We start from the raw sequence: 25801 nt of genomic DNA, 5'->3' as shown, positions 1-25801 counted from the left end.
GTACTAATCATGCTGTTTTAGACTAAACTTCGCTTACTCAATTAAAGCCGTTGTTTTTTAGCAATCAGATTCGCAATCCCTTGCAAAACTAACACTAAAACGACTAAGACAACAGACATCGCTGCTGCAGAATAGTACTCTGCCCGAAGGATGTTTTGGAAAATCGCCAAACTCATCGGTGCCCATTCAGGCGGTGCAAGCAAGATTGAAACACTCGCCTCTTTAATGACCGTAATGAAGACAAGTACGGATCCCGCTGCAATTCCCGGCAGCAATAAAGGTCCTACAATTGTAATTGCCGCAGTAAGTGGGGTTGCCCCAAGATTTACTGCTGCTTCTTCGATATCCTGTTTAATCGCCCGCATCGATCCCATCGTCGAACGGACCATATAAGGAAGTCGTCTTATTGTATACGCGATAATTAACAGCACAGCTGTCCCCGTCAATTGCAAAGGCGCTGTATTGAACGTTTGAATTAACGCAATCCCGAAAGCGATCCCTGGTACGACTAACGGAATAGAAGCGATAAAGTCCAACTTCGCCGAATTCTGGCGGACAACAAAATACGATACAAACGTTGCGACAATTACACTTAACACCAATGCGCCGCCCGCGAGCATAATACTGTTTTGAATATTGCCCATTGACGTTGAAAAGATTGTTTTATAGTGATTTAATGTATAACCGCTTGGCAATAAATCTTTCCCCCACGTCGTTGCGACGGATTGGAGCGCTACGGAAAGCATCGCAAGTAGCGGAATCAATACGATAAAGAAAGAATAGCCTGATAGAACGCGGTTCAATAATTTATTCTCAATAAGCTTCTGTTGCTTTGGTTTTCCGGAAATAGAGCCATAGTTTTTCCCCTTCGTAAATAAATGTTGAAGGTAGAAGAAGAATGCCGCCACAATGACCATGACGACTGTCAAAATGGCTGCCCCGCCCCAGTTGAAGAATCCTGCAATTTCGCGGTATGCTTCAACGACAAGCAAGTTCAATTCTTTCGGTGCCAGAACAATCGGGCTTCCGAAATCCGAGAAACTTACAGTAAATATAAGCAATGCACTCGAAATAACTCCCGGCAATGCAAGCGGGAACGTCACAAAGATGAACGTGAACCAGTTTTTCGCCCCAAGATTTTGGGACGCTTCCTCCAAACTAATATCACTCACTTTGAACGCCGCCACTAACGGCCATAATGCATAAGGGAAGAAGAAGAATACTTGAACTGCAACGACCCCTGCCATCGAGTAAGGGTTCAACAACATGCCTTCCCCGCCTAGCGCATTATAAATTTGCGTTACCCATCCCGCACGTCCGAACATAATAATAAAAGCATACGCAGAAATGAACGTCGGGACGATTAATGGAATCATACATAAAGCCGAAATCGTCTTTTTAAATGGCATTTTCGTCCTTGCAATCCCATATGCAAGCGGAATACAAATAAGGATAATGATAATCATAACGGTAAACGCCAGCACTAAGCTATTTTTCAATGCAGAGAAATAGCCAGCGTTCGAAAAAATCCTCTTAAAATTGTCTAATGACATATTCTTGAATTTTTCGATAGTCGAATTAAAAATAGCCGGATCTGTCAAAGAACCTAGAAGATTTGTAGGTTCACCGGTAAAACTGACAACAAATACAGAGAGAAGCGGCAGCAACATGAACAGTCCAAATAACGCATAAATGAGGACCTTTACGACCGTCAAGCCATTGATGCTGTTTTTGAATCGGTTCATATTAACAGCACCCTCTCGTGATCAACAGTCAACTTCACTTTCTTTCCTTCTCTAAAAATATTCGCGCCTGAAGAATACGTTGTATCAACAATCAACTGATAGGAACCGACTTGAACGTCGTAGCGGACAATTGATCCTAAATACGTCGACATGACGACAGTTCCCTCAATAACATTCGTTTTCGTATGATCAATGACACTATCTACGTCCTCCACTTTTACGTGCTCAGGACGGATGATGACATCGACTTCTTTTTTCTTTGCTTTATTTGCCGAACGAAGTATAAATCCTTCGCCTTTAACGATCGTGAATCCATTCTCCTCGCCTTGAACAGTTCCTTCCAAAATGTTTGAAGTTCCTACGAAATCTGCGATGAACGGTGTAGAAGGATTACTGTATAAATCTGTCGGAGTCCCGATTTGAACGATATGGCCTTTATCCATAACCGCAACTCGGTCCGCCATACTCATCGCCTCTTCTTGGTCGTGAGTAACGAAAATCGTCGTAATGCCAAGATCCTGTTGGATTTTACGTATCGTATTTCGCATAGAGTGACGCAATTTCTGGTCCAAGTTGGACAATGGTTCATCCATGAGAAGAACCGCAGGCTCCATCACTAATGCTCTTGCTAACGCTACCCGTTGTTGTTGACCGCCTGATAATTCGCTCGTCAACCGTTCCGCATGGTTTTCAAGTTCAACATACTCTAGTATTTCCATCACTTTTTTTCTAAGTTCTTCCGGATATTTACCGAAACGCTTCGTCAAAAGACGTGCGTAGATTCCCATTTGTTTAATCGGGTTGCTAGCATTGAGTTCTTTAATATTCAAGCTGTAGGCAACGTTTTCAAATACATTCATATGTGGAAATAGTGCATAGCTTTGGAAGACCATACCGCAGTTTCGTCTGTTGGCTGGAATTTTTTCAACTTCACGATCTCCTATGTATATGGATCCCGACGTTGGACTTTCAAATCCAGCGATACAGCGCATCGTTGTCGTTTTTCCACATCCAGAAGGACCGAGAAGAGCGAAAAATTCGCCCTCCTCGATGTCAAGGTTAATGTCGTGAAGAGCAGTAAAGTCCCCAAACTTCTTAGTCATGTTTTCAATTTTTACTGACCCCATACATATCACCCTTACTTATTGAAATTTGTCTTTCCATTCGTTACGAACGCGGTCGTAGTTTGCATTCACCCAGTCAATATCAAGATCCACAGCATGTTCTTTTACCTTTTCAAGCGACAATGGAGTTTTTGACTCAACTTTCGGGTTGATTGGGATATGGTACCAATCTGCCATGATTTGTTGTGCTTCTTCAGACAGTAGGAAGTCCATGAACTTCTTACCACCTTCCGCATTCGGGCCACCCTCAATCAATGTCGCAGGGTTAACAAGTACAGGTGTTTTATCTGGAACGATAAAGTCTACAGTTTCACCTTTCGCCTTTTGCTCATACGCCATGAAGTCAAATCCAATACCGATATGCGCTTCGCCCATCGAAACAGCTTTTGTAGGCGCAGATCCAGAGTCAGGAATCGAGTTAGCTTGCTTTACAAGTTTTTCAAAATACTCCCATGCTTTTTCCTCACCTTGTTGCATCATTTGGTCCATAACCATTAGAGTCGCTGTACCAGATGCTGCAGGGTTCGGGAATTGAATCTTCCCTTCCCATTTCGGGTCAAGCAAGTCTGCCCATGTCTTCGGAGCTTCTTCTTCAGAAACTAAATCCGTGTTATACGCAAACCCTAATACGAAAAGTTCTACACCGACATATTTACCGTCTTCGTGTTTTAATTTAATGCCATTTTCGACAACATTCCAGTCCGCTGCGAAATCAGGGATATAAGAAGCAAGAATTCCACGCTCTACCGCAGCTTCAAACGGAAGGATACCTCCCCCACCGTACCAGACATCCGCTTTCGGATTATCTTTCTCAGCCATCATCTGATTTACCAGGATATTAGTCCCAGCATAATGAACATCGACTTTCTCACCATGCATTTCCTCATATTTCTGAGCCAATTCCTTCGTAAAATCAGGCGTTTCCGGCGAATAAAGAGTGATCCTACCTCCACCCCCGCCATCGGAAGTTCCACCTGCACAACCGGCTAGCAAACCTGTTGCTAACAGGATACTAGCAGCCAATCCACCAAATCTTTTCATGAAAATCCCCCTAGAAATAATTTTTTAGGCAAGAAAAAAGAGAAGAACGCCAAAAGAACCCCTTTTCAAGAAAGGGCTTACAATTGTAGGCTTTCATCTCATCATCTCTGCCTATATTTTACTACTCATAGTATACATTAGATTCATATAATTGCAATAGTTCACCAACATTTATAATGAAATATTCCCCCTCTTCATTCAATTATATTATTTTGGCCGTTTGAGAGACTGTTAACCTATGATGAAGTTTAGTCCCTAAGGATTGAATAACGGAATAAATTAAGTAGGAAAGAATTATTTTCAGTAGTTATTTAATAGTTTAACTTTCAAATAATTAGGAATAGTGTATACTGCTAATCGATAGCTTTCTAGGTTGGTAGAAAGGTGTTCTAATTCGAAAGGAGGAATTGTTATGAAGAGCAAGAGAAACAGAATTACAAAGTGGAGCATCCTTGGCGTTATTGCGCTGGTGGTGAGTATCGGCTATTTGTTCGGCACTGGAAATTTTGCAAGCGCGGAACAAACTATACTCGTCGAAGAAGACTTTGATAATTTGGAAGGCATGATGCCAGAAGGATGGAGCGTTATTCAAGGACAAGCATCCATTGAAAAAGGAAAGTTGAAGTTATCCTCGCCATCATCATCTTCACCGGCAAGAGTGCTTGTGCCGCTCCCTGATAAAAATGGAAATATCATTTTTGAGGCGGATATGACTTTCGTTTCCGCAGTAGAGGATACGCGATGGGCATCATTAATGTACCGTGTACAATCGACAGATTATCCATACTATCAGTTTGCAATCCGAAGAGGCACGACAGCGCTAAATGGCGCAGAGTTTGCAGAGCGAAATGCCCAGAATAAATGGGTCGTACCCGAAGCGACATTTTTCACAGAAAAATTCGAGTATAACAAGCCATACCGTATTAAGATTATTGCAAGCAATAATCGTGTTCAGCAGTTTATTAATAACAAACTTGTCATCAACACCGATCAGGCGACTGGTTTGCTTAACGGAGATATCGGTTTCCAAGCGAATGGATCGACCGTCCTATTCGACAACGTAAAGGTATCAACATTCGATCAAGAGTTGCCGCCAATTGAAAATGCAGGCGCTTTCCTTCCTCAAGAGCCGGAAACGAATATCATTAACGCACCTACGCTAATCGGACAAACATTGACTGCCGCCGAATCTTCAAATACTGCTTCCGTATTACTTGAAGTTGAGCAAAATGGAGCAGGTGAATTAATTACGAATGGCATGCCACTTCACGAAGCACTGGCCAAGGTACAGAATAAACATATTCCAATCTTGCAAATTGAAACGAATGGCATCGAAAGTGCAATTGTCGATAGCTTGGATGCTGCACAGACGACTGATATTCATATCGTCTCGTCTCACCCTGAAATCGTAAAAACAATTACAAACCTGATGCCTACAGCAAGAGGGGGAATCGTCTACACGAAAAATTCATTCAACAAGCATGACCTGAATGAGCTCGTCCGGACGGTCCATGCAAACAATGCAAAAGTTGCTTTGATTCCGGAAAAACTGCTTGATGCGAAAAACGTCCATTACATGCATACAAGGATGGTGGCAGTATGGGGAGTAGGTGCAGAAGATGAAAGTAGTGCGCACGCGCTCATCCACACAGGAGCTGACGGCATCATTACAGATAACCCAGCCGCATCCATCGAGGCCCTCGGAAAGTACCCTGCTAACACGATTGTTAAACGACCAATTGTCGCCGCCCACCGCGGTGTACCGTCACTTGCCCCTGAAAATACATTGGTTGGATACAGACTCGCTTACGAGCTTGGCGCAGACCAAATCGAGACCGATCTGCATTTGACAAAAGACGGCCACGTAATCGTCATGCATGACACGACGGTCAACCGGACGACAAATGGAACGGGCGCGGTCAGCGATCTAACGTTAGACGAAATTCGTCAGCTCGATGCAGGCATTAAGTTCAGTGAAGAATTCGCGGGAGAGAAAGTGCCGACGTTCAAAGAATTCCTTCAAGAATTTAAAGGGAAAGACGTCATTCTTCTCGTTGAATTGAAAGCAATTGGTATCGAAGAGCAGGTGATTCGAGAAATCGAAGAAGAAGGAATGGTCGACCAAGTTGTGCTTCAAAGCTTCGACTTAGGCAGCATGATTGATTCGTTTAAATTAAGACCTGAAATTCCTGTCGGCTATTTGTATTCCGCCGCAGTCCCAGCAACGTCATCTGCAAAGATTAAAAACGCACAAAAGATGATGGATTACGGAACATCACACAACGTCACATTGAACGCCAGCTACGGCAGCACGTACGAGGAATTTATCACATATATGCGTCAACGAGGCATGCTTACCATGCACTGGACATTCCGCGCGGAAGAGCCATTCCGAGATAAACTTGCCCAAGGGCTCATTGGTCCAATCACCGACTACATGCAATGGCTGACAGACTCACCGACCAAGCTCGAAACACCAATCAAGAAAATCAACCTAAAAATGGGAAAAACATCCACTATACAAACAAAAGCCTTTGTCAACTACCGCACAGCTAAAAAGGAAAACATAGCCTCCGAACTATTCATAGTAGAAGACAATGGCGTCGTCACACTGAACGGCAACACAATCGAAGCTATCTCACCCGGAACAGCCCAAGTATTCGTAAAACACACATTCACCATGCTTGGGACGGAGTGGAATGTCGTTGGAGAGCCTATTGAAGTAATAGTAAAGGAATAGTAGGGCAATATAACACAAATGGTGCCTACCCTAAAAATGGGTGCCTGTGCAGCACACATTTATGATAATTCAATAATATTAATAAAAATACAACAGGAAGCCCATCAAACGTTTATTTGATGAGCTTCCTGTTTTTTGTTTATACATTTGTAGTTAATAAACTGAATTGTGTCGGCGGCTGTGCACGACACATTTATGACAATTCGACAGAGTGAATTTATATTCAATAGAAAACCAATCAAATGTTGATTTGATTGGTTTTCTCATTGCTAAATATACAATTGTAGTTAATAAACTGAATAGTTTGCTGCACAGGCACCGATTAAGACGCCGATTAAAAGTCAACTTACCACATACCTGACCAAGCCTTTGACGTTGGCGTAGAGGGCGGCTTGGGTTCGATCTGCGAGTCCTAGTTTGGCGAGGACTTGGCTGACGTGTTTTTTTACGGTGTATTCGGTGATGTAGAGGGTGCTTGCGATTTCTTTGTTGGAGAGTCCTTTGCCTAATTCGAGCAGCACTTCTTTTTCTTTAGGGGTGAGTTGTTCGAATTGACCGTCGTTTTGGAGAGATTCTCTTGCGTTCAACACGAAGTCGTAGACGCCCGGGTCGTAGTATTTGCGACCGCGACGAATGATTTGTAAGGCATGAATAAGTTCTTCGGGTAGTGCTTCTTTTAAAATGTAGCCGTCGACTCCGATCTCTTTTGCGTGCTTGAAGTCCTGCTCTTCGGTCGACGAAGTAAGGACGACGAATTTACACGTTACGCCTTGTCGAATTGCTTCTGTGATGAGGTCTAACCCGGATTCATTCCCTAGCCGAAGATCGATGAGTGCCAAGTCGGGTTGCTTGGAAACTAACAGTGCTAGCGCTTCGTTGCTTTTCGTCGCTTCTCCTAAAATTTCCATGGATCCATCCAAGGAAAGAATTGATTTAAGCCCTTTTCGAACTAATGGATGATCGTCAATAATTACTACTTTCATTCTCCAACCACCTTTTCCAATATAAGCGCATTTCTATTTGGAATCTCGATTTCCAGAATTGTGCCAGCTTCTCGGATGCCGTTGATTGAAAATGTTCCTGCAAATGAGTGCACCAGACTTTTAATATTAAACAGTCCAAGTCCTATTTCTTCATTTCCTTCGTCTGTTTGCGCGGTATAGCCGATGCCGTCGTCTTGAATAAGCAATGCCGTTTTTTCGGAATTAAAGACAAGCTTCAATTCAATTACATGACACGCCCCATGACGAACGGCATTTCCACACGCTTCGCAAATGATCCTGTAAAGTGCTTGCTTCACCTTATCCGGAATCATCGCTTCATCACCCGTAATTTGATAATCAATCCGGATGTCATTTAACCTTGCATACTCATCCAAATACTTTTTAAGCCGAACGAGGAAAGGAGCGTCCCCTCTCTTCGTGGAACTGAGTCGAAAAATGGCCGATCTAAGCTCTTTCAGTGTCGTATTGGCAGATTGCGAAAGAAATTCGTATTCCTCCGCCAACTCACCATCTGTCATATGCCGCCCCTTCACTTGCAAACTATGCAAAGAGCAAACGATACCGAACAACCTTTGGGAAACGCTATCATGAATTTCATTAGCAATCCGATTCTGCTCCTCGATTACAATCATTTGATCCATCATCTGATCCAAATGAAGACGTTCAAGCATAATTTCACTTAATTCACTTAAAAACTCAAATGGGCGATTTTGCAGAAAATCCTCCTCCGCGAAATCGTTTATCATTACCCCTAGTATCCCGACATTATTGGAAGTACGGATAATTTTTATTCCATATGAGGTACCATTTAATTGACCGATAAACTTCTCTTTCTTCCCTCTAAGCGTTTTCCATTTCCGTTTCAGCTCACCCTCGATAAGTTCAGGTGTAGACGTCGCAGCTATATGGCTATTTTGGTGACTTAAATCCGTTAACCAAAAGAACGCTGCTTCACTTTGTGTGAGCTTCTTTAACGAATACGTAATTTCTTCGATAATTAACTGAGGACTTTTACTTACTGAAAAACTGTCCATCAGATGGTAGTGGGACATAATATGTTCCACCGTTTCTTGGTATTTTTCATTCGTGGCGGCCAATCGTTCATTCACCTTCAATAACTCGTCTTGCTGGGTTTTCAATACCGTCGCCTTAAGAGCCAACTCTTTCGTAAGCCCGGAGAATAATCTCGTAAGAAATATCGTCAATAAACAGACGAGATAAAAGTACGAATTCTGCTCCAACAGCTGCCTCCACTCACCCATCCCACCTAAAAGATAGGCAATGAAAGTCGCACTGCCTAGATAAAAAGCGAGAACCCCCCAACAAAATAACGGTGTTAAAAAGCTTGCCGCAACAAGGACTGGATTCAACGCGTACCAGATGAACGGACTTGAAATGCCGCCTGTCGGAAGTAACAACAACGTCAATCCAATCGTTTCAGCGCACACACTTACCGATAGCATCGTATGATTATCCACATATCTTTTTTGAATACCTGTAATAATCCAAGCTGCGATAAAGAGCGACACTGTCACGCCTAACGTAAAATACAAAGGAGCATCCATGCCCATGATAAAGAAGAAAGAAGTTAAACCGAGCGAAACATAACGGTAAAATAGCAATAATCCCCAATGATTCGTCGGCGGCTTTTTCATCTTTAAAAAGAGTACATTAACTAATGACATATACTTTGCCATTCCCAGTAGCTTCATTTGGTATCGCTGGTGCATCGATTGCACGCGGCTCAAACGTGTAGACATACACTCCGTCTACAACGACGTATAATTGACCACGATCATTTCCATCTTCATAGGAAAAAATCGGTTGCTCTTTCTCATCTGCTAATTTCAGCAGTGACTTGAATGTGTCGAGAGGAACTACTGTCTTTCCATCGAAATTAATTTGCTGTGAAATTCTGATCATCCGACTTCCATACTTTTTATTGAGCTTCTCCGCCTCCGTTTTAACAGGTCTCACACGACTCGAATCCAAATATTTAAAAGAAATTATGATGGATAATAAAAGAAGAGCGAACAGGGACGTAGTAGCCATCCGCACTGGAACTAATGGAAGAGTCAAACCTAGTAAACTAAATGGATTCGTAGTCGTTTGGCTTTCATTGAAATGAACAGCAGACATAAAACTTTTCTCACTAGCAAGCTTAATTTCATCATATATATAATGAAAGACAAGCTTATCCTGAATCTCAATATCCTTTTCCATATTCGAATAGTGAATGACCCCTTGAATTGTAGGGACAACTTCAAGGTCATATTGGGATTGACTGACGCCAGTTTCCTCTTCCACTTGCGTAATGAATGTGCTGATTTGAGTCATGTCTATTTTATAGATATTGTCAATTACTGATATTTCCTTCCCTTTCCGGTCAAAGTTTTGTTTATTTTGCAAAGGGAATGCACGTTGCCAAATGTCGCCCGCTTTTACAACCAGCTGTACATCGTAAGTACCCTTAGCAAGCACTTCTTCCTCCGAATGGATGATAGTTTTTATTTCAAAAGGAATTGCTGTTGTAATTTTTTTGAAGAGGGTATCCCCTACATCGACCGTCCCTCCTTGGGGATAAAGGATATTAGGTGACATCGTTGCTTTGTAGGCATAGGACGTTTCAATATTCGATGTTCTGTCGACAAGCTGAACAATTGTCGTTCCAGGAGTGATCCACGAATAAATGGAAAGCGCTCCTACAATAAACAATAAAGGTAGCAGCGATAAAAATAGTTTCTTATTGTTCTTTTTTAGTACAGTAGCCAAAATTCCTTTCAGTTCAATCACCCCTCTGGTAAATCGATTATGGTTTCTGTCTGGTATGCTTCCACTGAATTGTTGTCTTCAACTGTTGCAGCCTCATTTGTTACATCGTCTTTTGTTGAACTAGAATGCGCCTCCCCTTTACTAACTGTTTTCTCGTCTGCTTCTCCAACAGATTCCTCATTTTCTAACCCTTCATTTTCGACTACTACCGCTTCTCTATCTCTTTCATTTCCATCTATTTCTTTCTCCACATCTTCAATCTCTTCAACTACTACTTCCTCATTTTTTCCATCGACCTCAACTAATTCTTTATCAATTCCTTCTGATTCCTCGTCTGCTTCTGGTTGTTCTATACACCCACTTACTTTCTCTCCATCTATCTCCTGGAGATTTGTATCCTCTATTACTTCCCTCCCATCTACAAACTCTTCATCCGCTTTCAATTGATCCGTGCAGTCTTCATCGTCTTCAATTAGTGGGATTATTGAGGTTATTTCGGCTCGACCTGATTCCCAGCTGAAAGTAATTCGAAGTTGGCTTCCCGATAAATCCGACGCTTTGCCAATGAGAGTAAACTTTCTTATTTCTCCATACCTTAAAGGAGTTAAATCACCATCTACATTAAACGTCATTCCTTCAACCCATACAGTTGTTTGTGTATTATTTACGACATTAAAATTCCTACCATCCCATTCCGTAATCATTATAAACGCTTGATCCTCTTCGACAACGGACACCGCTAGATCATTCCTTATATCAGCCGTTGAGAAACTATTACTTTGCAGCAATAGTACAGAAATAGACAAAAATAGTGCGACTAAACCTAACTTGAACTTCAATTGGTCCCCTCCCAGGTCAAAATAATAGCCCAATTAAACGGAACGCTATGTCCACATTTAATCAGGCCGGTTGCACCAGTCACTCGATACATCCAAGGTGCCCATATAGAGGATGTATTTCATAGTTTCCATGATACTATTTGTTTATGTATATCAGTATAACCAAAGTAATTGGAATAATTCGTTGCTTTGCGCGGTAGATTAGATTCTATTTTTGTCGAAGTCTGAGTAAGAATGTCATGCCTAATTTTGTGAAATATGTTTTCAACTAATACAGAATCAAAGAAAAGCAGCCCTAAATTAATTGGGCTGCTCTCTTTTGAGACATTCAAAGTTCTATTACTTTTTTGATGCTTCAACTACTAGGTTAAGTCCTTTTTTACCCTTAGCAAGAAATTTATAATTACCCGTTGTATCAGTTTTCATATCAATCCATTTACTTTCGCCTGCTTTAAGAGTAAATGTAAGGCCTTCCGAGGATAAAAGATTTGCCCAGTTTGTTCCATCAACACTAGCGGAATGCGGAACTGTATTTCCTTGATCGGAAACTCTATTTGTCTTGATTGAAACATTTACGTCGTATTCTGAGTTGTTTTTCACTTCAAATAAATCATCCCATGTGTAAACACTGTTCGGCTGCACCCCATAAGCTTTATTACTATTTCTATCATTACTACCAAATCCTTTATCTAAATCAATTGTTAAATTGTGCGGTTTTCCGGCATTTTCCCTAGTAGTAAATGCAGCATAATGTACTTTACTTGGTGCCAATGCAAGTAATGCTTCTTGCGTATCGACCAATGAAACAGACATATCGTTATTTACTGCTGCACTCGAGAACGACATTGCGGCCATTACACTGGAAATGGCTAGTAGAAACACTACCATAAATAAACCTTTTTTCAACTTCATCTGAAAATCTCCTCCAATTAATGTTATTCGGCTCTTCGCCGTTTTGTATCTGTTTTTAGTATAGGAGTATTCCAGAAGGTTATCCTCACTCTATAGTGTTGTATTTCACTATCATTCGTCTACTAACGTTATCCACTTTGTAGCCCCTCTTTTTACTACAAAAGTTTACGGATATTATACTTTCGTATACTATCAATTCCACTTTAGAGGGCATTATCTTCAGTTCATTTGCAATAAAATTGAAACAGGGAGGGGTTGCATGAAGATACTTTCCAAAATACTTAACCTCGTATTAGTAATCGGCATCTTATGTACATTAATTGCAGCAGTTGGATCGGCAATAACCGGCAAGCCAGTTTTGCTAACAGTCATTCGTTCAAACAGCATGTACCCCGTCTGGGAACGTGGCGACATGGTCATCCTTCACAACATGAAAGAGAGCGACCTTGTCAAAAATGGAGATATCATCTTTTTCAAAACTGAAAAAGGGAGTCTTTCTAATAAAGGCTGGATTGCTCATAGAGTCATTGATGGCGATGCGGACCAGGGTTTTATTACAAAAGGGGATGCAAATGAAACGACCGATCAGCAAGATGGAGCAGGGATGATCGAGCGGCATATGATTGCGGGAAAAGCGTTTACGATCGGTGAAGTACCAATTGTTATTCCTAAACTAGGGTACTTATCACTTTGGGCTGAAGATTATCAAAGTAGTCCCTACACTCTTCCTGGGATAGCAGTCGTTATCGCAATCATTATTGGGATCGGGGAATTATTGTCCGGAAAGAAGAAACATCAGAAGAAAAATAAAGGCATGGATTTACAACTCATCTATATAGTAGGTGGGGTCACGATATCCGTTATAATGGGGGCGACCATGCTCGCTTCCAGCCAAACGTTAAAGCTCATGTATGAAGTATCCGAAGAAAACCAAGGAGTCCTAATGGGTAGTGCAGTCGGCATCTTAAAAGTAGGCGAGTCCGTAACAAATCCATTATCGGACCTTTCCAATGGAGGTTTCTTCAAACTGATCGGGGCAATTACAACTGACGATAATCAAGTCACGTTAAGCCATAACAGCCTATCACTGTCGCCCGGCCAACAACTTGAGACAGAATTCACGGTGCATGCAGTAACACCCGGTTCATACGACACCTCTATAAAGGTAGGATTGTTCTATCCGTTTTTACCATCATCATTCATCTACTTCCTCGCACAGAAAAGTTACTGGCTAGCCCTTGCAGCAGTATCATTGGTGCCTGGCTTACCGTTAATCGTTTATCCATTCATCGATGGAAGAATGAGAAGAAAAATGTTTAATGTGCTGCGGAATAAGCAAAGACGGATGCGGGCAGCATTGCCGTTTTAATGAATTGCGTCTAAATTGTGTAGGCGGCTGTGCAACACACATTTATAACAATTCAATATTTGGCATAAAAACACATTAAAAAGTCAGCCATTTATTGATATGGCTGACTTTTTAATGTGACATTATACAATTGTAGTTAATAAACTGAATTGTTTACCCCACAGGCACGTCCTATTACAACTTCCTCAATCGCCTATTCACCAATTCCATATTAAACTCACGATACAGCTGCATCCTCGCCCAACTCTGCATCGATTCGTATTCAGGATGGGACGGGTCGTTTATAATTTCCAGAAATTCATTAAACCCTGTCTCGCCTCCACAATCTTCCGGAGGCGCAGTTCCTTCCCCTTCCAAGCATACCGGTGATCGAAGGCCTTCTTTCGTCACAATTTCCTCAATAACAATTTCATGTCGCCAACTGTCGCCGAAGTCGTAAATATACTTCATATACGTATGTGGTGGAATAAAATTGGAGAGCAAAAGCCCCTTTTCCAACTTCATCTCAATGTCATAGTCGTACGCCATAGCCTCTTCGTTCATCACAACGTTTAACACCGGGCGGTATCCAAACGATGTATACGTATCAGAATAGTCATTTTCAGACTCGTCCGTTTTGGATTCATCATACAAATAAAATTCATGCAAATGATAGTCCTGCCAATTAAACGCGATTTGCAAAACCTCGTGCATCGCAGAAAAACTCATATCAAGTGGCACGATAAGTCTTCTCCAAATGGAATGGTCCTCGAGCTGCATCGATACTTTCATAACAGCGGCTTTCGTATTAAAAATCGAATCACCAATCAAGGATTCCAAGCCCTTGAACATTTCCTCATATGGATAAGTAGCCGGCAAACTGCCGCCACCCGTTAACAGCCGGCTCGCATTTTTACTCACATGCGAATTAATAAGAACTTCCTTGTCCAAATCCCTGGCGTAAACCCATACATGATCAATTGCCTGATTCAATCTAGCAACCATGGAACGATTCTTCGTTTTGTGGAACGTTACAGCACCCGCCGCCCCAAGATATTGTTCAATAGCCCCCTCACTAATACGCTCCGACTTGAACGTTTCTCCGATCGCCTCAACAATTAAGTCATCCAACCTCTTGAAATCCTTCGCTTTTAAGCCATATTACACAATTGCATACCGGCTCTGATCGTTCATCAGCACAACAGCCTTCCGCCTATCAATGACAATTAAATGAGCGTGCCATGAAAAAAGCGGATTCCCCTCTTCACCTACACCCACCGCAAGATCAAATGGAATCTGATCTAACAGTTTTTTCGTTGAATGAATTCTCATAAATCATCATTCCTTCCCATGCTTGTCCTGTATCGAATGGTCGTTATTCATTAGACTAAATTTCTTCATTAACGCCTTTGCCTCTCGTATTCCTGCTTCCGTCAAATAGACAGATTTTGAGCGATTGCTTCCTCTTATCCAATCCTCTTCAGATAAAGCATCCAGCGTGCTAAAAGGATATCCCTTCCAACTCCTTCTCAACCCATCCGTAAATTCATCCTCTTCCCATGACGTCATATATAGCAGCATTAAAGTCAATTCCTTGATTTGTTTCTCCATAGATATGCCCCTTTCGATATGCTTCTACCGATAGTGTATGGGAATGGCTGGTGATCTTCAATGATGGAACATGCCAGTAGCCGTGATTCGTTGTGTTGTCAGCTGCTTTCAAATAAGCATAAAAGGATCCAATAAAGGCGCCTGTGCATCACACATTTATGACAATTCAACGACACTAATAAAAATACAATAGGAAGTTCATCAAACGCTAACTTGATGAGCTTCCTATTTCCCGTTTATACAATTGTAGTTAATAAACTGAATTGTATTCTGCACAGGCACCTTATGAAGGCAGTAGAACCTCTCTGTCTCTCAACCCCTCAATCCACCCGATATCCATCCAAAATTCTACTCGGCGCATTTGCTCTCGATAAATAATCCAACGCCGACATTTTTGGAAACGCTTCCAAAAAATCTAAAGCTGGTGCCATGCCCTTGAAGGAGAATGCATCGAGCTCTTTCTCGTATAAGTAGTCCCCTCCCTCCTTCATAAACAAGTAAAGGCGGATGATGGAAAGCTCTTCTCTGTAATTCCGAGGATCCATATTTTCACCTAACAGTATAAGCGCAATTTTATCGTAGTCCCGGTTTATGATTTCAGACAGCAAGATCCTCCCGGCAAGCAACTCCTCCGGCACATTAACAATGTTTTTCAAATCCTTATCCCCCCTAAACACCAATTCGACGTAAGGTTAAAAAGTCCTTCCTTTTGTACGATAATAATGAAATATTGGTGCCTGTGCAACACACTTTTATAACAATTCACCAATACCTATATAAATACAACAATTATGCAGCCACTTACGCATATAACCGCCTCTCCCTTTTACAATATACAATTGTAGCGAATAAACTGAATTGTTTCGCACACTGTGCAAGACTCAATTATGATAACTCAATATTAGTTATAAAAATACAAAAGGTAGATAATTAAACATTAATTTAATGGGCTTTCCATTTTCAACTTATACAATTGTAGTGAATAAACAGAATAGTGTCTCACACAGGCACCTTGCCATGAGTCGCTTACCGGCGTACGTAACCCTCACTCTCCCTGTCATTTTAGGTCGAAATGCGCAGTCGAATATCAGCGAATAAATATTCCGAAAATATATAGGTAATTCTACATAAATGGTATATAATTAATGTGTCATTATTCAAACAATACACTTCTTTTTACACACTAGTCCGTTAAAAGAAAGGGGTATTTTATGGCCAAGTGGTTGGGGAAATGGATGTGCAAGCTATCCGGATATCACCGGATGGACTACTATTCCAACAAATGCATTCGTTGTGGACATGTTAGAAGAAGAAAACAGCAATAGGAGTAGTAGATTGGGGGAGAGCATGCCGAAGGGCGTGCTTTTATTAATTGAAAAATATATTGCAGGAGGGTGAACAACATAATCACATTAAAAGATATTAAAGAAGCCAGAGAACGAATTAGCAATATCACATACGTAACACCAATTCTACAATCAGAACAACTCTCTAAACTAAGTGGAAATCAGCTCTTCTTAAAATCGGAGCATTTACAAAAGACAGGTTCGTTTAAAATACGAGGAGCAAGTAATAAAGTCATCCACGCGATTGAAAACGGTGCGAAGTATGTGACAGCAGCGTCATCAGGCAACCACGGCCAAGCCGTTGCCTACGTTGCAAATAAATACGGAATTCCAGCAACAATCGTCGTTCCTGAAGATGTTAGCAAATGCAAGATGAACGCAATCCAAGGCTTACAACGGCAAAATCGAAATGTGCGGGACGACTTCTGCAGAGCGATTACCAAGAGCACAAGCAATTGCCAATCAAGAAAACGGTATATTCATCCCACCTTATGACGACCCCTTCATTATGGCAGGGCAAGGAACAATTGGCTTAGAAATTTTAGACCAGGTGGAAAACGTTGACGCCATCATCGTCCCGATCGGAGGCGGTGGCCTAATCTCCGGAATCCTTACTGCCATTAAAGAAACGAATCCGAAAATAAAAGTAATCGGTGTAGAACCTGAGCTTGCCAATGATACTTACCTATCATTGCAAAACAAGAAAATAACCGCAATCGGACCCACAACTACCATTGCCGACGGACTAAGAACGAGCCAACCAGGCGACCTAACCTTCCCTGTCCTAATGAAATATCTAGACGACCTCGTTCTTGTTAGCGAAGACGAAATCCGACAAGCGTTCAGCCTCGTTATGGAACGAACGAAACAACTGATCGAACCATCAAGCGCCACGACGATCGCAGCAGCTCTATTCAAACTAAACATCCAAGGCAAAAACATCGTAACCGTCATCTCTGGCGGAAACGTTGATTTAGATAAAGTTCATCAATTGATTGTATAAATGAAGTGACTTTAAATACCAAAATCAAAAAGAGCCGCTCAACCTACATAGAGAGCAGCTCTTTCCTTCTATTTCACTTCAATTAACTTTCCATCCACAATCTCAAGCACCGGCATCTCGAATGCATTCCGGATATAGTCGTATGTTTCCTTCAATTCCTCAAGCCCCTCATCAGCCAGTACATTGTGGCTTTCTGCCCAGGATCGCGGATTCCCATCCTCATCATAATAAACTTCATGGATTTCATAATAAATAGAACCGCTCTGCGGCCATTTCAACTTTAAAACTCGATAATTCCAAAACATATTCGTTCGCCCTATCTTTTTTCTTTTACTATATCATGATTTTGTTTTTTATTTGAATCGCGACAAGGATAGACCTACCTATAAGTATAATTCCGCGTATAGTTCAAGGTACACAACACTTCAGAAAATCGAATGTACAATTGTTAATATTTCCTGCCTCGCTTGCTACGTCCCCCCTACCTCAACTCCTCAATCACTTCCTTCGTCACTTCCAAAAACTGTTCCGTAGCAGCGGTTTTAATCGTATTTTTCAGCGTAACTAGGTTGAGCTTCGCTTCGATCGTTGGATTAATGAGCTCAACGAGAGGCGGGAGTTCATAGTTGGTAATGTTTCGGAATAAAGCGGGAGCGAACGCGATTCCAAGATTTTCTCGAACCATGTTCAGCATCGGGAACGTTTCGGTACCCCAATAAATGATGTTAGGTGTAAAGCCTGCTGCATCGCATCCTTCTAAAATAAAGTCAGAGATGCCATATCCGAGCGTTGTGTGCGGCATTAGAAAATTTTCGTTTTTAAGTTCTTTTAATTCGACTGTTTTTCGATCGGCTAACGGGTGTCCGGGTGGCAGCGCAACGTAAAGAGATTCGGTTAGTAAGGCGGTCGTATGAAAGTCTTTCTTGTCGAAAATATTTCGGACAAGCCCAATATCCATTTTATGAAGACGAAGTTGTTCCAAAATAAAAGCGGTATTCCCTTCAAGCACACGGATTGTAATTCGACTGCCACGTTCATTTAGACGTTTTACGACTTCCGGGATGATTGTGATGTTAGCAATTGTCGAGCAACCGATCGTTACCGTTCCGAACTGTTCGGCATCATGTTCAGCAACTTCTTTCATAATTTCCATTGTAGAAAGCAGTAATTGTTTTCCACGATCGTAAAGGAGCTGACCAGAATCCGTCAACGTAAGTCGTTTGCCACTCCGTTTGAACAGACTCACATCTAATTCTTCTTCCAATTTCCGAATCGCAATGCTGAGAGGTGGTTGGGTCATATTTAAAGCAATTGCTGCTTTTGATATAGAGCCTGTTTCTACAACCATAATAAAGTACCGTAGCCTATCAAAATCCAAAAAGCATACCCCCTTTATATATTTTTTATATACATAGTAGTCTTATTATATATTTTACATGTAAACGATTTCAATATAAGATTCAAATTACAACAAATTTTGAATCAGTACTTCACAAGGAGGGAATTGGAATGAAATTGAAAAAGATTGCAAGCGCTTTAATAGCTGGGGGATTACTAATGGGGTTAGCTGCCTGTAGTGGCAGTGCATCGGACGCAAACAAAAATGATAATTATCCGTCACGCGCCATATCGGTGACGATACCGTATGCCGCAGGGGGTAGCGCAGATCTTCAAGCACGTATTATTAGTGATTCCATTCAGAAAGATCTAGGGCAGACGGTTAATATTATTTCAAAGCCTGGCGGTGCAGGTTCTACTGGAATGACTGCTGTCAAAACGGCAAAGCCGGACGGTTACAATATCATTCTAACAGCGGTAGGCCCTTCTACACTCACACCGAATGCAAATAATGTAGGATACGACGTTACAAAAGACTTCAAGCAAATTGCTCAAATTTCAGAAGCACCATACGGAATTGCTGTCAATTCGACTTCTGGTATTAGTAGTTTAAATGAATTGCTTGAAATTGCGAGAAAAGAAACAGTGACATACGGAACGACTGGCGCAGGACTTCACCAGCATGTCGTAACGGCTGCGTTTGTTCAAAGCCAAGGAGATCTCGCAATGGAGCATATTCCGTTTGAAGGCGGAGCGGAAGCAGTAACTGCATTGCTCGGCAATCATGTTGATGCATCTGTTAACACAATTTCTGAACTACTTCCTCATAACGGAAACGGACTTACAATTTTAGCGGTCACTTCTGACGAACGATTGAAAGACTTACCAGATGTACCTACGTTTAAAGAACTTGGTTATGAATTAATTAGCAGTGGCGCATGGTTCGGATTTATGGCACCAAAAGATACACCGGACAACATCGTGAGCAAACTCGAGGAAAGCATTAAGAAGGCGCTCGAATCTGAAGACGTCATTGACCAGTTTAAGAAAGCAGGTTTGCCAATTGCTTACCTAAATTCTGAAGACTTTACGAAGAAAACAATCGAAGAGAATGAAAAGAATAAAGAAGTAATACAATCGCTAAACAACTAATCAAGGAGGGATGTGTACATGAGAAAAGAAATTGCAGACATCTCTACAGGGGGAATCCTATTACTACTATCGGTAATAGGGTTCGTGATGGCCGGACAATTTGGAAACGGACAAACATACGGTCCAGACTTTTTTCCGAAATTAATTTTAACGCTCTTGGCAATCAGTGCAACCTTCCTAATGTCGGGAGGAGCTCTTCGTCTTAAAAAAGAGAAGAGCCTCCCACGCATTCAGATCGATCGGTTAGTTGTGAAAAAAGTACTGTTGTTCACTGCATTGTTAATAACGTATATACTGCTTTTCTTTGCGGCAGGGTTTATCATTTCTACGATCTTGTTCCTATTTGCAAGCCAATGGATTTTCGGATTACGGAACGTTCGGTTGCTCGCAAGTGTCTCGGTTGTCCTGCCGATTTTACTCTATTTCATCTTCACAATCGCATTCAAAATTCCACTACCTTAAATTAATGTTTCGAAAGGAGGATACTCCATGTCTCAAGAATTCATCGCTGGTTTAATATTCGCATTAGCACCGGCCGCAATTCTTGCCAACATACTCGGTGTAGGACTTGGAATTGTTTTTGGCGCACTTCCCGGCTTAACTGCAACGATGGGGGTCGCACTACTCATCCCGCTTACATTTGGGTTAGATCCAGTAGTTGGGTTTAGTGCCCTACTCGGCGTATATGTAGGAGCGGTATATGCTGGCTCCATTACAGCAATTCTCGTTGGCACGCCTGGTACTGCAGCTGCAGCAGCTACTCTTTTAGAAGGGCCTGCGTTAACAAAAAAGGGAGAAGCGAAGAAGGCGTTGACGATGACGACAGTTGCATCGGTCATCGGCGGATTGTTTAGTTGTATCGCTCTCATTTTCATCGCACCTCAACTCGCGAAAGTAGCTCTGTCGTTTGGACCTCCAGAATACTTTGCCCTCGCCTTGTTTGGCATTTCAATTGTTGCTGGAGTTTCAGGCGACTCTTTATTAAAGGGAATTATCGCCGGACTCATCGGTCTGTTCATTGCGGTTATCGGAATGGATCCTATTACGGGCATTAACCGATTTACGTTTGATAATGCAAACTTATTGAATGGGATTGGTGTCGTACCGGCGCTCGTTGGACTATTTGCCATCTCGGAAGTATTAAGCCGTCTCGAAGGGAAATCAGAACAACTGAGAAGTAAAATCGGCAATTCTTCTATCGGTCTAAAAGCTACAGAAGTAAAACGGAACTGGTTCAATTTATTGCGCTCGTCCGCTATCGGAACATTTGTCGGCATTATTCCAGCGACTGGATCTGGTGTCGCCTCATTTGTCGCTTACAACGAATGGAAACGAACAGCAAAAGATAAATCTTCATTTGGTAAAGGAAATATCGATGGAATTGCTGCAACTGAATCAGCAAATAACGCGGTGACAGGCGGCGCCCTCGTTCCCCTGTTGACACTTGGTATTCCAGGAGATGTCATAACCGCCGTTATGCTTGGCGCTCTAATGATTCAAGGGCTAACACCAGGTCCGATGCTATTTACGACAAATGGCGATATCGTCTATGGAATTTTCATTGCATTAATCCTAGCGAACATTTTCATGCTCGTGTTAGGTTTAGGAGCTTCAAAAGTGTTCCCGAAAATACTTAAAATCCCGGAACAAATTTTGATGCCAGCAATCGTCGTCCTTTGCGTGCTCGGTTCGTATTCAATTGCAAACTCAACTTTTGACGTGCTAATTATGCTCGTATTCGGATTGCTAGGCTACTTAATGTTAAAAGTCGGTCTACCACTTGCGCCGATGTTGTTGGCATTAATTTTGGCACCAATTCTCGAAACGAACTTCCGCCGTTCAATGCTATTATCGCAAAATGATCTGTCCATCTTCGCCACCCGTCCCGTGAGCGCATCGATTCTCGCTGTTACGCTCACGATATTCGCGGTCATTATTTTGAAAGAATGGCGAAAAAGAAAATTAGAAGCGTAAGGAGGTTACAAGCAAATGGAGAAGATTTCGCGTTACATAAAGGAGCGGCAGCCTTCAGCAATTGGTTTTCTGGAACAATTAGTAAATACGGATAGTTCAGCTTTGGACAAGCAGTCCGTTGACGATGTAGGACAGTTGATCCGGCAGCGGCTTGACGGGGATGGCATACCATTTGAAATAAAACGACACGAAAACTATGGGGATACGATCATTGCCACGGTAACTGGAAAACGGCCTGGTAAAATTCTACTTATGGGGCATATGGACACAGCTTTTCCAGTCGGCACGGCAAATGAGCGTCCGTTTGTCATTGACGACAATGTACTTCGAGGCCCCGGCGTATCAGATATGAAATCTGGACTTGTCACAATGATGGAAGCCGCAGCAACTCTTAAAGAGCTTGCAAAAGAGGACATTTGCGAAATCGAACTTCTCTTCACGTCTGACGAAGAAATTGGGTCCCCCAATTCCAGATCGATTATCGAAGAACGAGCCGCCAATGCACTTGCTGTATTTAACCTTGAGCCAGGTCGCCCGGATGGCTCGGTCGTCACAGCGCGTAAAGGGTCTGCCCATTTAAGAATTGACGTAGAAGGAAAAGCAGCCCACTCAGGAGCTTTTATTGAAAATGGGATAAGTGCGAACGATGAGCTTGCGAGAAAGATGATTGAAATTAAAAAACTAATGGATATCGAAAAAGGGATAACAGTCAACTTCGGCAAAATTCAAGGCGGAATTGGCAATAATGTCGTCTCTCCATCTGCATCAGCGACGATTCATCTCGCTTTTTGGACAATCGATCAGTACGAACAAACCGTCGAGAAAATCCGTAAAATTGTCGACCATTCCTATATCGAAGGATCGAAAAGTACATTATCCGGCGGCATTGGCATGTTGCCGATGGAAAAGCATAGCGGTGTCGAAAAATTATTCCGCGTCGTCCAACGTGCAGGCACTGAGCTCGGAATTCCTGTAACTGAACAACGTACAAAGGGCGCAGCTGACGCAGGATTCACCGCTTCGTTAGGCATCCCAACAATTTGCGGAATAGGTCCAGTAGGCGGAAACTGGCACGGAATAGATGAATATATGGAACTTGACAGTTTTGAATCAAGAACGTTGCTGCTCGTTCATTCCATTATTACGTTTCTCAAAACCGATAACTAAGTAAGTTGAGCACTGTGCGTAATGCACAGTGCTTTCTAGTACGAAAGGAGGCAACCCGTTGACACTCGGTCTCATTTTTCACTCCATTGGCATCATCACCTTAATGATTACGATCGGCGTCATCCTTTCCCGAACGTTCCATTTTAATGAAGATACACGAAACGTCTTCGTTAGCCTCATTGTAAACGTCGGCATGCCGTGCATTATTTTATCAAGCATTTTACAAGTGGAAATTGACGGCGACTTGCTTCAAAAAATCCTTCTCGTATTCATTCTGTCAATCGGCATTAACGTACTCGGTATCGGGATAGGTTATCTTTTTGCTGTTGTCTTTCATAAGAATGTCGACCGGGCAAAAGAACTCGCGATTCTATCTGGCTTAGGGAATACAGGATTTATCGGAATTCCGCTCTGCGCTGTACTGCTAGGTCCGGAAGGGGCGTTATATGCTGCGATGTTCGATGCGGGTGTCGACTTTACAATTTGGACAGTTGGTGCGCTCATGCTTCAAAAAGACCGCCAAATCGGACTTGGCATGCTGCGCACAATGATTAACCCTCCAATTATCGCGATCATTGTCGGTGTGTCAATGGCTCTTTTCAACTACCGTCCACCGTTTCTCATTCAAGACCTGTTCGATCGTTTAGCAGCCATCGCAGCCCCGCTCGCCATGTTCTATATCGGCATTATGATGATGAACCTTTTTCAAACTAAATCTGTGCGAGGACTACAACGATCGCGGTCGACACTATGGCTACCGATGACGGTTAAGCTAATTCTCTTACCGATTTTCGCCGTCTTAATCGGAAAAACATTGTCACTTAATCTAGTCATGCAGCAAACCTTACTCATCCAGGCAGCGATGCCAACTTTAACACTTTCATCAATTCTTTTCGCTAAGTATTCCGCGGACGAGGAGATGGGTGTAATTACGACCATCGTCTCCACACTCGCCGCATTGCTAACGATACCGGTAATGATTTATTTGTTGAATTTGTTGGTGCTTTGATTCATTTTTACGAGCGCTAAAACGAATTTACGAGCGTGCGGCCATTTTTACGAGCGCCTCAACCAGTTTTACGAGCGCAAACACATCCACTTGCATCGCCGCCAGGCACCAAAAAAAACAGAAAAAGGAAGCCGATTCAACAAATCGACTTCCTATCTATTTCATCAACCAAATCATAAATACCGCGCCGTCAACATCTTCTTCCGTGTATAAAACTCGACGCCATCACGTCCATTTGCATGCAGATCGCCGTAGAACGACTTTTTATAGCCGGAGAATGGGAAGAATGCCATCGGTGCCGGTACCCCTAAGTTCACGCCAAGCATTCCAGCGTCGATTTCGTCTCTAAATTGACGAATTGCTTTCGCGCTGTCTGTGAATAAACATGCACCGTTCGCAAAATCCGACTTGTTTGCAAGTTCGATCGCCTCATCGAGTGTATCCACGCGGACGACGGATAAAACCGGTGCAAAGATTTCTTCCTTCCAAATTTTCATGTCGGTTGTAACGTTATCAAAAATTGTTGGACCAACGAAATAACCGCCCTCTGAGGAAGACTTGTCATTTCGTCCATCCCGAACCAATTTTGCCCCTTCGTCAACCCCTGACTGAATGTAGCCGAGTGTACGGTCTTTATGTGCGTCACGAATGACTGGGCCTAAGAACACACCTTCCTCCAAACCATTTCCAATTGTCATGTTCTCGCATTCCTCAACAAGCCTCTCAACGAGCGCATCCCCTACATCGCCAACAGCTACAACAACTGCACATGCCATACATCTTTCCCCAGCTGAACCAAAAGCCGCATTAATAATGTTCGTCACGGTTAAGTCAAGATCCGCATCCGGCATGACAATCGTATGGTTTTTCGCGCCTGCAAGTGCCTGAACGCGCTTGCCGTATGACGTTCCTGTTTTGTATACATATTCAGCGACCGGCTGAGACCCGACAAACGAGACGGCCGGTATGTCTTCGTGCTTCAAAATACCATTCACAACATCATGCGCGCCATGAACGACGTTAAATACCCCATCCGGAAGACCCGCCTCCTGAAGCAATTCCGCCAAACGATTTGCAAGTAATGGCGTTCGCTCCGAAGGCTTTAATACAAATGTATTGCCCGTCGCAATCGCAAGCGGAAACATCCAGCAAGGCACCATCATTGGGAAGTTGAACGGCGTAATTCCGCCAATAACCCCTAGCGGATAGCGATACATCCCCGATTCGACGCCCGTCGCGATATCCGGCAGCTGATTCCCCATCATTAATGTAGGTGCCCCTGCCGCAAATTCTACACACTCAATCCCGCGAAGCACTTCACCATACGCTTCAGTATAGTTCTTACCGTTTTCCATCGTAATGAGCTTCGCTAAAGACTCCCAGTTTTCCACGAGCAGTTGTTGGTATTTGAATAAAATACGAGACCGTTGCGGAACCGGAACTTTTCTCCACGATTTAAATGCTTCCTTCGCAGCCGACACCGCTTCGTTTAAATCTTCCAAAGTGGAAATAGGCACTTCAGCTAAAACTTCCCCCGTTGCTGGATTCGGTACTTGCTCATATTGATTCGTCTTCGATTTTACCCATTTTCCATTAATAAAATTCGAAAGCTTTTCTACCGTCAATTGCGTCATTTCTATTCCCCCTATTCTCTATCACTTCTAACTACCAGCGCC

At 42.5% G+C, this 25801-nt stretch carries 21 protein-coding genes, 2 pseudogenes and 1 riboswitch; of the genes and pseudogenes, 8 read left to right on the top strand and 15 right to left on the bottom strand.

Translation table 11 applies throughout. The features are described from left to right. Positions 1-41 precede the first annotated feature (41 nt). The 3 genes from QM454_RS08990 to QM454_RS08980 are packed head-to-tail and all read right to left on the bottom strand — an operon-like array spanning position 42 to position 3910. A complete protein-coding gene (locus tag QM454_RS08990) occupies positions 42-1745 on the bottom strand; it encodes an ABC transporter permease (RefSeq protein WP_432357080.1) in 1704 nt (567 codons plus the stop codon). Beyond that, positions 1742-2872, bottom strand: coding sequence for an ABC transporter ATP-binding protein (locus QM454_RS08985; protein WP_432357079.1), 1131 nt, complete (start codon positions 2870-2872; stop codon positions 1742-1744). Before QM454_RS08985 ends, QM454_RS08990 begins: the two co-directional genes overlap by 4 nt. 15 nt (positions 2873-2887) lie before the next feature. Continuing rightward, positions 2888-3910 (bottom strand): ABC transporter substrate-binding protein, encoded by a 1023-nt coding sequence (locus QM454_RS08980; protein WP_432357078.1) that lies wholly within the window; start codon positions 3908-3910, stop codon positions 2888-2890. A gap of 412 nt (positions 3911-4322) precedes the next feature. Between QM454_RS08980 and QM454_RS08975 the strand changes: the two genes are divergently transcribed. Further along, positions 4323-6650: a glycerophosphodiester phosphodiesterase family protein gene (locus QM454_RS08975; RefSeq protein ID WP_432357077.1), complete on the top strand. Its 2328-nt coding sequence runs from the start codon at positions 4323-4325 to the stop codon at positions 6648-6650. Between the two features lie 341 nt (positions 6651-6991). Here the strand turns inward: QM454_RS08975 and QM454_RS08970 are convergent, their stop codons facing one another. The 5 genes from QM454_RS08970 to QM454_RS08950 form a co-directional block, all read right to left on the bottom strand. After that, positions 6992-7633, bottom strand: a complete 642-nt coding sequence (locus QM454_RS08970) for a response regulator (protein ID WP_432357076.1) — start codon at positions 7631-7633, stop codon at positions 6992-6994. After that, a complete protein-coding gene (locus tag QM454_RS08965) occupies positions 7630-9351 on the bottom strand; it encodes a sensor histidine kinase (protein ID WP_432357075.1) in 1722 nt (573 codons plus the stop codon). The genes QM454_RS08970 and QM454_RS08965 overlap by 4 nt, the downstream gene beginning before the upstream one ends. Further along, positions 9326-10447 carry a DUF5305 family protein gene (locus QM454_RS08960; protein WP_432357074.1) on the bottom strand — a complete coding sequence of 374 codons (1122 nt, stop codon included), beginning with the start codon at positions 10445-10447 and terminating at the stop codon, positions 9326-9328. Before QM454_RS08960 ends, QM454_RS08965 begins: the two co-directional genes overlap by 26 nt. Further along, the gene (locus QM454_RS08955) at positions 10444-11265 is read right to left on the bottom strand and encodes a hypothetical protein (RefSeq protein ID WP_432357073.1); all 822 of its coding nucleotides are present in this window, start codon (positions 11263-11265) and stop codon (positions 10444-10446) included. Before QM454_RS08955 ends, QM454_RS08960 begins: the two co-directional genes overlap by 4 nt. Positions 11266-11321: 56 nt before the next feature. Further along, positions 11322-11404: riboswitch (cyclic di-GMP riboswitch) on the bottom strand. A gap of 200 nt (positions 11405-11604) precedes the next feature. Next, positions 11605-12177: a DUF1102 domain-containing protein gene (locus QM454_RS08950; protein WP_432357071.1), complete on the bottom strand. Its 573-nt coding sequence runs from the start codon at positions 12175-12177 to the stop codon at positions 11605-11607. A gap of 259 nt (positions 12178-12436) precedes the next feature. On the opposite strand from QM454_RS08950, the gene QM454_RS08945 reads away from it, so the two are divergent. Continuing rightward, on the top strand, positions 12437-13546 hold the full coding sequence (locus tag QM454_RS08945) for a signal peptidase I (RefSeq protein ID WP_432357070.1): 1110 nt from the start codon (positions 12437-12439) through the stop codon (positions 13544-13546). A 174-nt stretch (positions 13547-13720) separates the two neighbouring features. On the opposite strand, the gene QM454_RS08940 is transcribed toward QM454_RS08945, so the two are convergent. The 4 genes and pseudogenes from QM454_RS08940 to QM454_RS08925 all read right to left on the bottom strand — a co-directional run bounded on the left by QM454_RS08940 (position 13721) and on the right by QM454_RS08925 (position 15792). Next, positions 13721-14317 carry a plasmid pRiA4b ORF-3 family protein gene (locus QM454_RS08940; protein ID WP_432363923.1) on the bottom strand — a complete coding sequence of 199 codons (597 nt, stop codon included), beginning with the start codon at positions 14315-14317 and terminating at the stop codon, positions 13721-13723. A gap of 72 nt (positions 14318-14389) precedes the next feature. Further along, positions 14390-14857 (bottom strand): annotated as a pseudogene (locus QM454_RS08935) (DUF6933 domain-containing protein); the annotation flags it as partial. A gap of 6 nt (positions 14858-14863) precedes the next feature. Next, positions 14864-15136: a DUF6429 family protein gene (locus QM454_RS08930; protein WP_432357069.1), complete on the bottom strand. Its 273-nt coding sequence runs from the start codon at positions 15134-15136 to the stop codon at positions 14864-14866. A 320-nt stretch (positions 15137-15456) separates the two neighbouring features. Next, positions 15457-15792 carry a hypothetical protein gene (locus QM454_RS08925; protein WP_432357068.1) on the bottom strand — a complete coding sequence of 112 codons (336 nt, stop codon included), beginning with the start codon at positions 15790-15792 and terminating at the stop codon, positions 15457-15459. A 747-nt stretch (positions 15793-16539) separates the two neighbouring features. Between QM454_RS08925 and QM454_RS08920 the strand changes: the two are divergent. After that, a pseudogene (locus QM454_RS08920) lies at positions 16540-17485 on the top strand (threonine ammonia-lyase). 68 nt (positions 17486-17553) lie between these two features. On the opposite strand, the gene QM454_RS08915 reads toward QM454_RS08920, so the two are convergent. Both QM454_RS08915 and QM454_RS08910 read right to left on the bottom strand, forming a co-directional pair. Continuing rightward, complete coding sequence (locus tag QM454_RS08915; protein ID WP_432357067.1) at positions 17554-17790, bottom strand: hypothetical protein; 237 nt, start codon at positions 17788-17790, stop codon at positions 17554-17556. A 176-nt stretch (positions 17791-17966) separates the two neighbouring features. Continuing rightward, positions 17967-18863, bottom strand: coding sequence for a LysR family transcriptional regulator (locus QM454_RS08910; RefSeq protein WP_432357065.1), 897 nt, complete (start codon positions 18861-18863; stop codon positions 17967-17969). A gap of 131 nt (positions 18864-18994) precedes the next feature. On the opposite strand from QM454_RS08910, the gene QM454_RS08905 reads away from it, so the two are divergent. Genes QM454_RS08905 through QM454_RS08885 form a run of 5 tightly spaced genes read left to right on the top strand, consistent with a single transcriptional unit; the run spans position 18995 to position 24125 of the window. Beyond that, complete coding sequence (locus tag QM454_RS08905; RefSeq protein WP_432357063.1) at positions 18995-19975, top strand: Bug family tripartite tricarboxylate transporter substrate binding protein; 981 nt, start codon at positions 18995-18997, stop codon at positions 19973-19975. Between the two features lie 18 nt (positions 19976-19993). After that, on the top strand, positions 19994-20437 hold the full coding sequence (locus tag QM454_RS08900) for a tripartite tricarboxylate transporter TctB family protein (RefSeq protein ID WP_432357062.1): 444 nt from the start codon (positions 19994-19996) through the stop codon (positions 20435-20437). 27 nt (positions 20438-20464) lie between these two features. Beyond that, positions 20465-21949 (top strand): tripartite tricarboxylate transporter permease, encoded by a 1485-nt coding sequence (locus QM454_RS08895; RefSeq protein ID WP_432357060.1) that lies wholly within the window; start codon positions 20465-20467, stop codon positions 21947-21949. Between the two features lie 15 nt (positions 21950-21964). Next, on the top strand, positions 21965-23116 hold the full coding sequence (locus tag QM454_RS08890) for a M20 family metallopeptidase (protein ID WP_432357058.1): 1152 nt from the start codon (positions 21965-21967) through the stop codon (positions 23114-23116). Positions 23117-23174: 58 nt separating this feature from the next. Further along, positions 23175-24125: an AEC family transporter gene (locus tag QM454_RS08885; RefSeq protein WP_432357056.1), complete on the top strand. Its 951-nt coding sequence runs from the start codon at positions 23175-23177 to the stop codon at positions 24123-24125. Between the two features lie 173 nt (positions 24126-24298). Here QM454_RS08885 and QM454_RS08880 read toward each other — a convergent pair whose 3' ends face one another. Further along, positions 24299-25759 (bottom strand): CoA-acylating methylmalonate-semialdehyde dehydrogenase, encoded by a 1461-nt coding sequence (locus tag QM454_RS08880; protein WP_432357054.1) that lies wholly within the window; start codon positions 25757-25759, stop codon positions 24299-24301. Positions 25760-25801: the final 42 nt, after the last annotated feature.

The organism is Sporosarcina sp. UB5 (assembly GCF_050859005.1).
Lineage (GTDB): Bacteria > Bacillota > Bacilli > Bacillales_A > Planococcaceae > Sporosarcina.
Note: the sequence above shows the minus strand (reverse complement) of the source record. Positions and strands in the feature narration are given on the sequence as shown.

Bases quoted from the DNA above. Each gene is read 5' to 3' on its own strand.
- QM454_RS08990 (WP_432357080.1), bottom strand. From the start codon at position 1,745: ATGAACCGATTCAAAAACAGCATCAATGGCTTGACGGTCGTAAAGGTC.
- QM454_RS08985 (WP_432357079.1), bottom strand. From the start codon at position 2,872: ATGGGGTCAGTAAAAATTGAAAACATGACTAAGAAGTTTGGGGACTTT.
- QM454_RS08980 (WP_432357078.1), bottom strand. From the start codon at position 3,910: ATGAAAAGATTTGGTGGATTGGCTGCTAGTATCCTGTTAGCAACAGGT.
- QM454_RS08975 (WP_432357077.1), top strand. From the start codon at position 4,323: ATGAAGAGCAAGAGAAACAGAATTACAAAGTGGAGCATCCTTGGCGTT.
- QM454_RS08970 (WP_432357076.1), bottom strand. From the start codon at position 7,633: ATGAAAGTAGTAATTATTGACGATCATCCATTAGTTCGAAAAGGGCTT.
- QM454_RS08965 (WP_432357075.1), bottom strand. From the start codon at position 9,351: ATGGCAAAGTATATGTCATTAGTTAATGTACTCTTTTTAAAGATGAAA.
- QM454_RS08950 (WP_432357071.1), bottom strand. From the start codon at position 12,177: ATGAAGTTGAAAAAAGGTTTATTTATGGTAGTGTTTCTACTAGCCATT.
- QM454_RS08945 (WP_432357070.1), top strand. From the start codon at position 12,437: ATGAAGATACTTTCCAAAATACTTAACCTCGTATTAGTAATCGGCATC.
- QM454_RS08940 (WP_432363923.1), bottom strand. From the start codon at position 14,317: ATGAAAGTATCGATGCAGCTCGAGGACCATTCCATTTGGAGAAGACTT.
- QM454_RS08930 (WP_432357069.1), bottom strand. From the start codon at position 15,136: ATGGAGAAACAAATCAAGGAATTGACTTTAATGCTGCTATATATGACG.
- QM454_RS08915 (WP_432357067.1), bottom strand. From the start codon at position 17,790: ATGTTTTGGAATTATCGAGTTTTAAAGTTGAAATGGCCGCAGAGCGGT.
- QM454_RS08905 (WP_432357063.1), top strand. From the start codon at position 18,995: ATGAAATTGAAAAAGATTGCAAGCGCTTTAATAGCTGGGGGATTACTA.
- QM454_RS08900 (WP_432357062.1), top strand. From the start codon at position 19,994: ATGAGAAAAGAAATTGCAGACATCTCTACAGGGGGAATCCTATTACTA.
- QM454_RS08895 (WP_432357060.1), top strand. From the start codon at position 20,465: ATGTCTCAAGAATTCATCGCTGGTTTAATATTCGCATTAGCACCGGCC.
- QM454_RS08890 (WP_432357058.1), top strand. From the start codon at position 21,965: ATGGAGAAGATTTCGCGTTACATAAAGGAGCGGCAGCCTTCAGCAATT.
- QM454_RS08880 (WP_432357054.1), bottom strand. From the start codon at position 25,759: ATGACGCAATTGACGGTAGAAAAGCTTTCGAATTTTATTAATGGAAAA.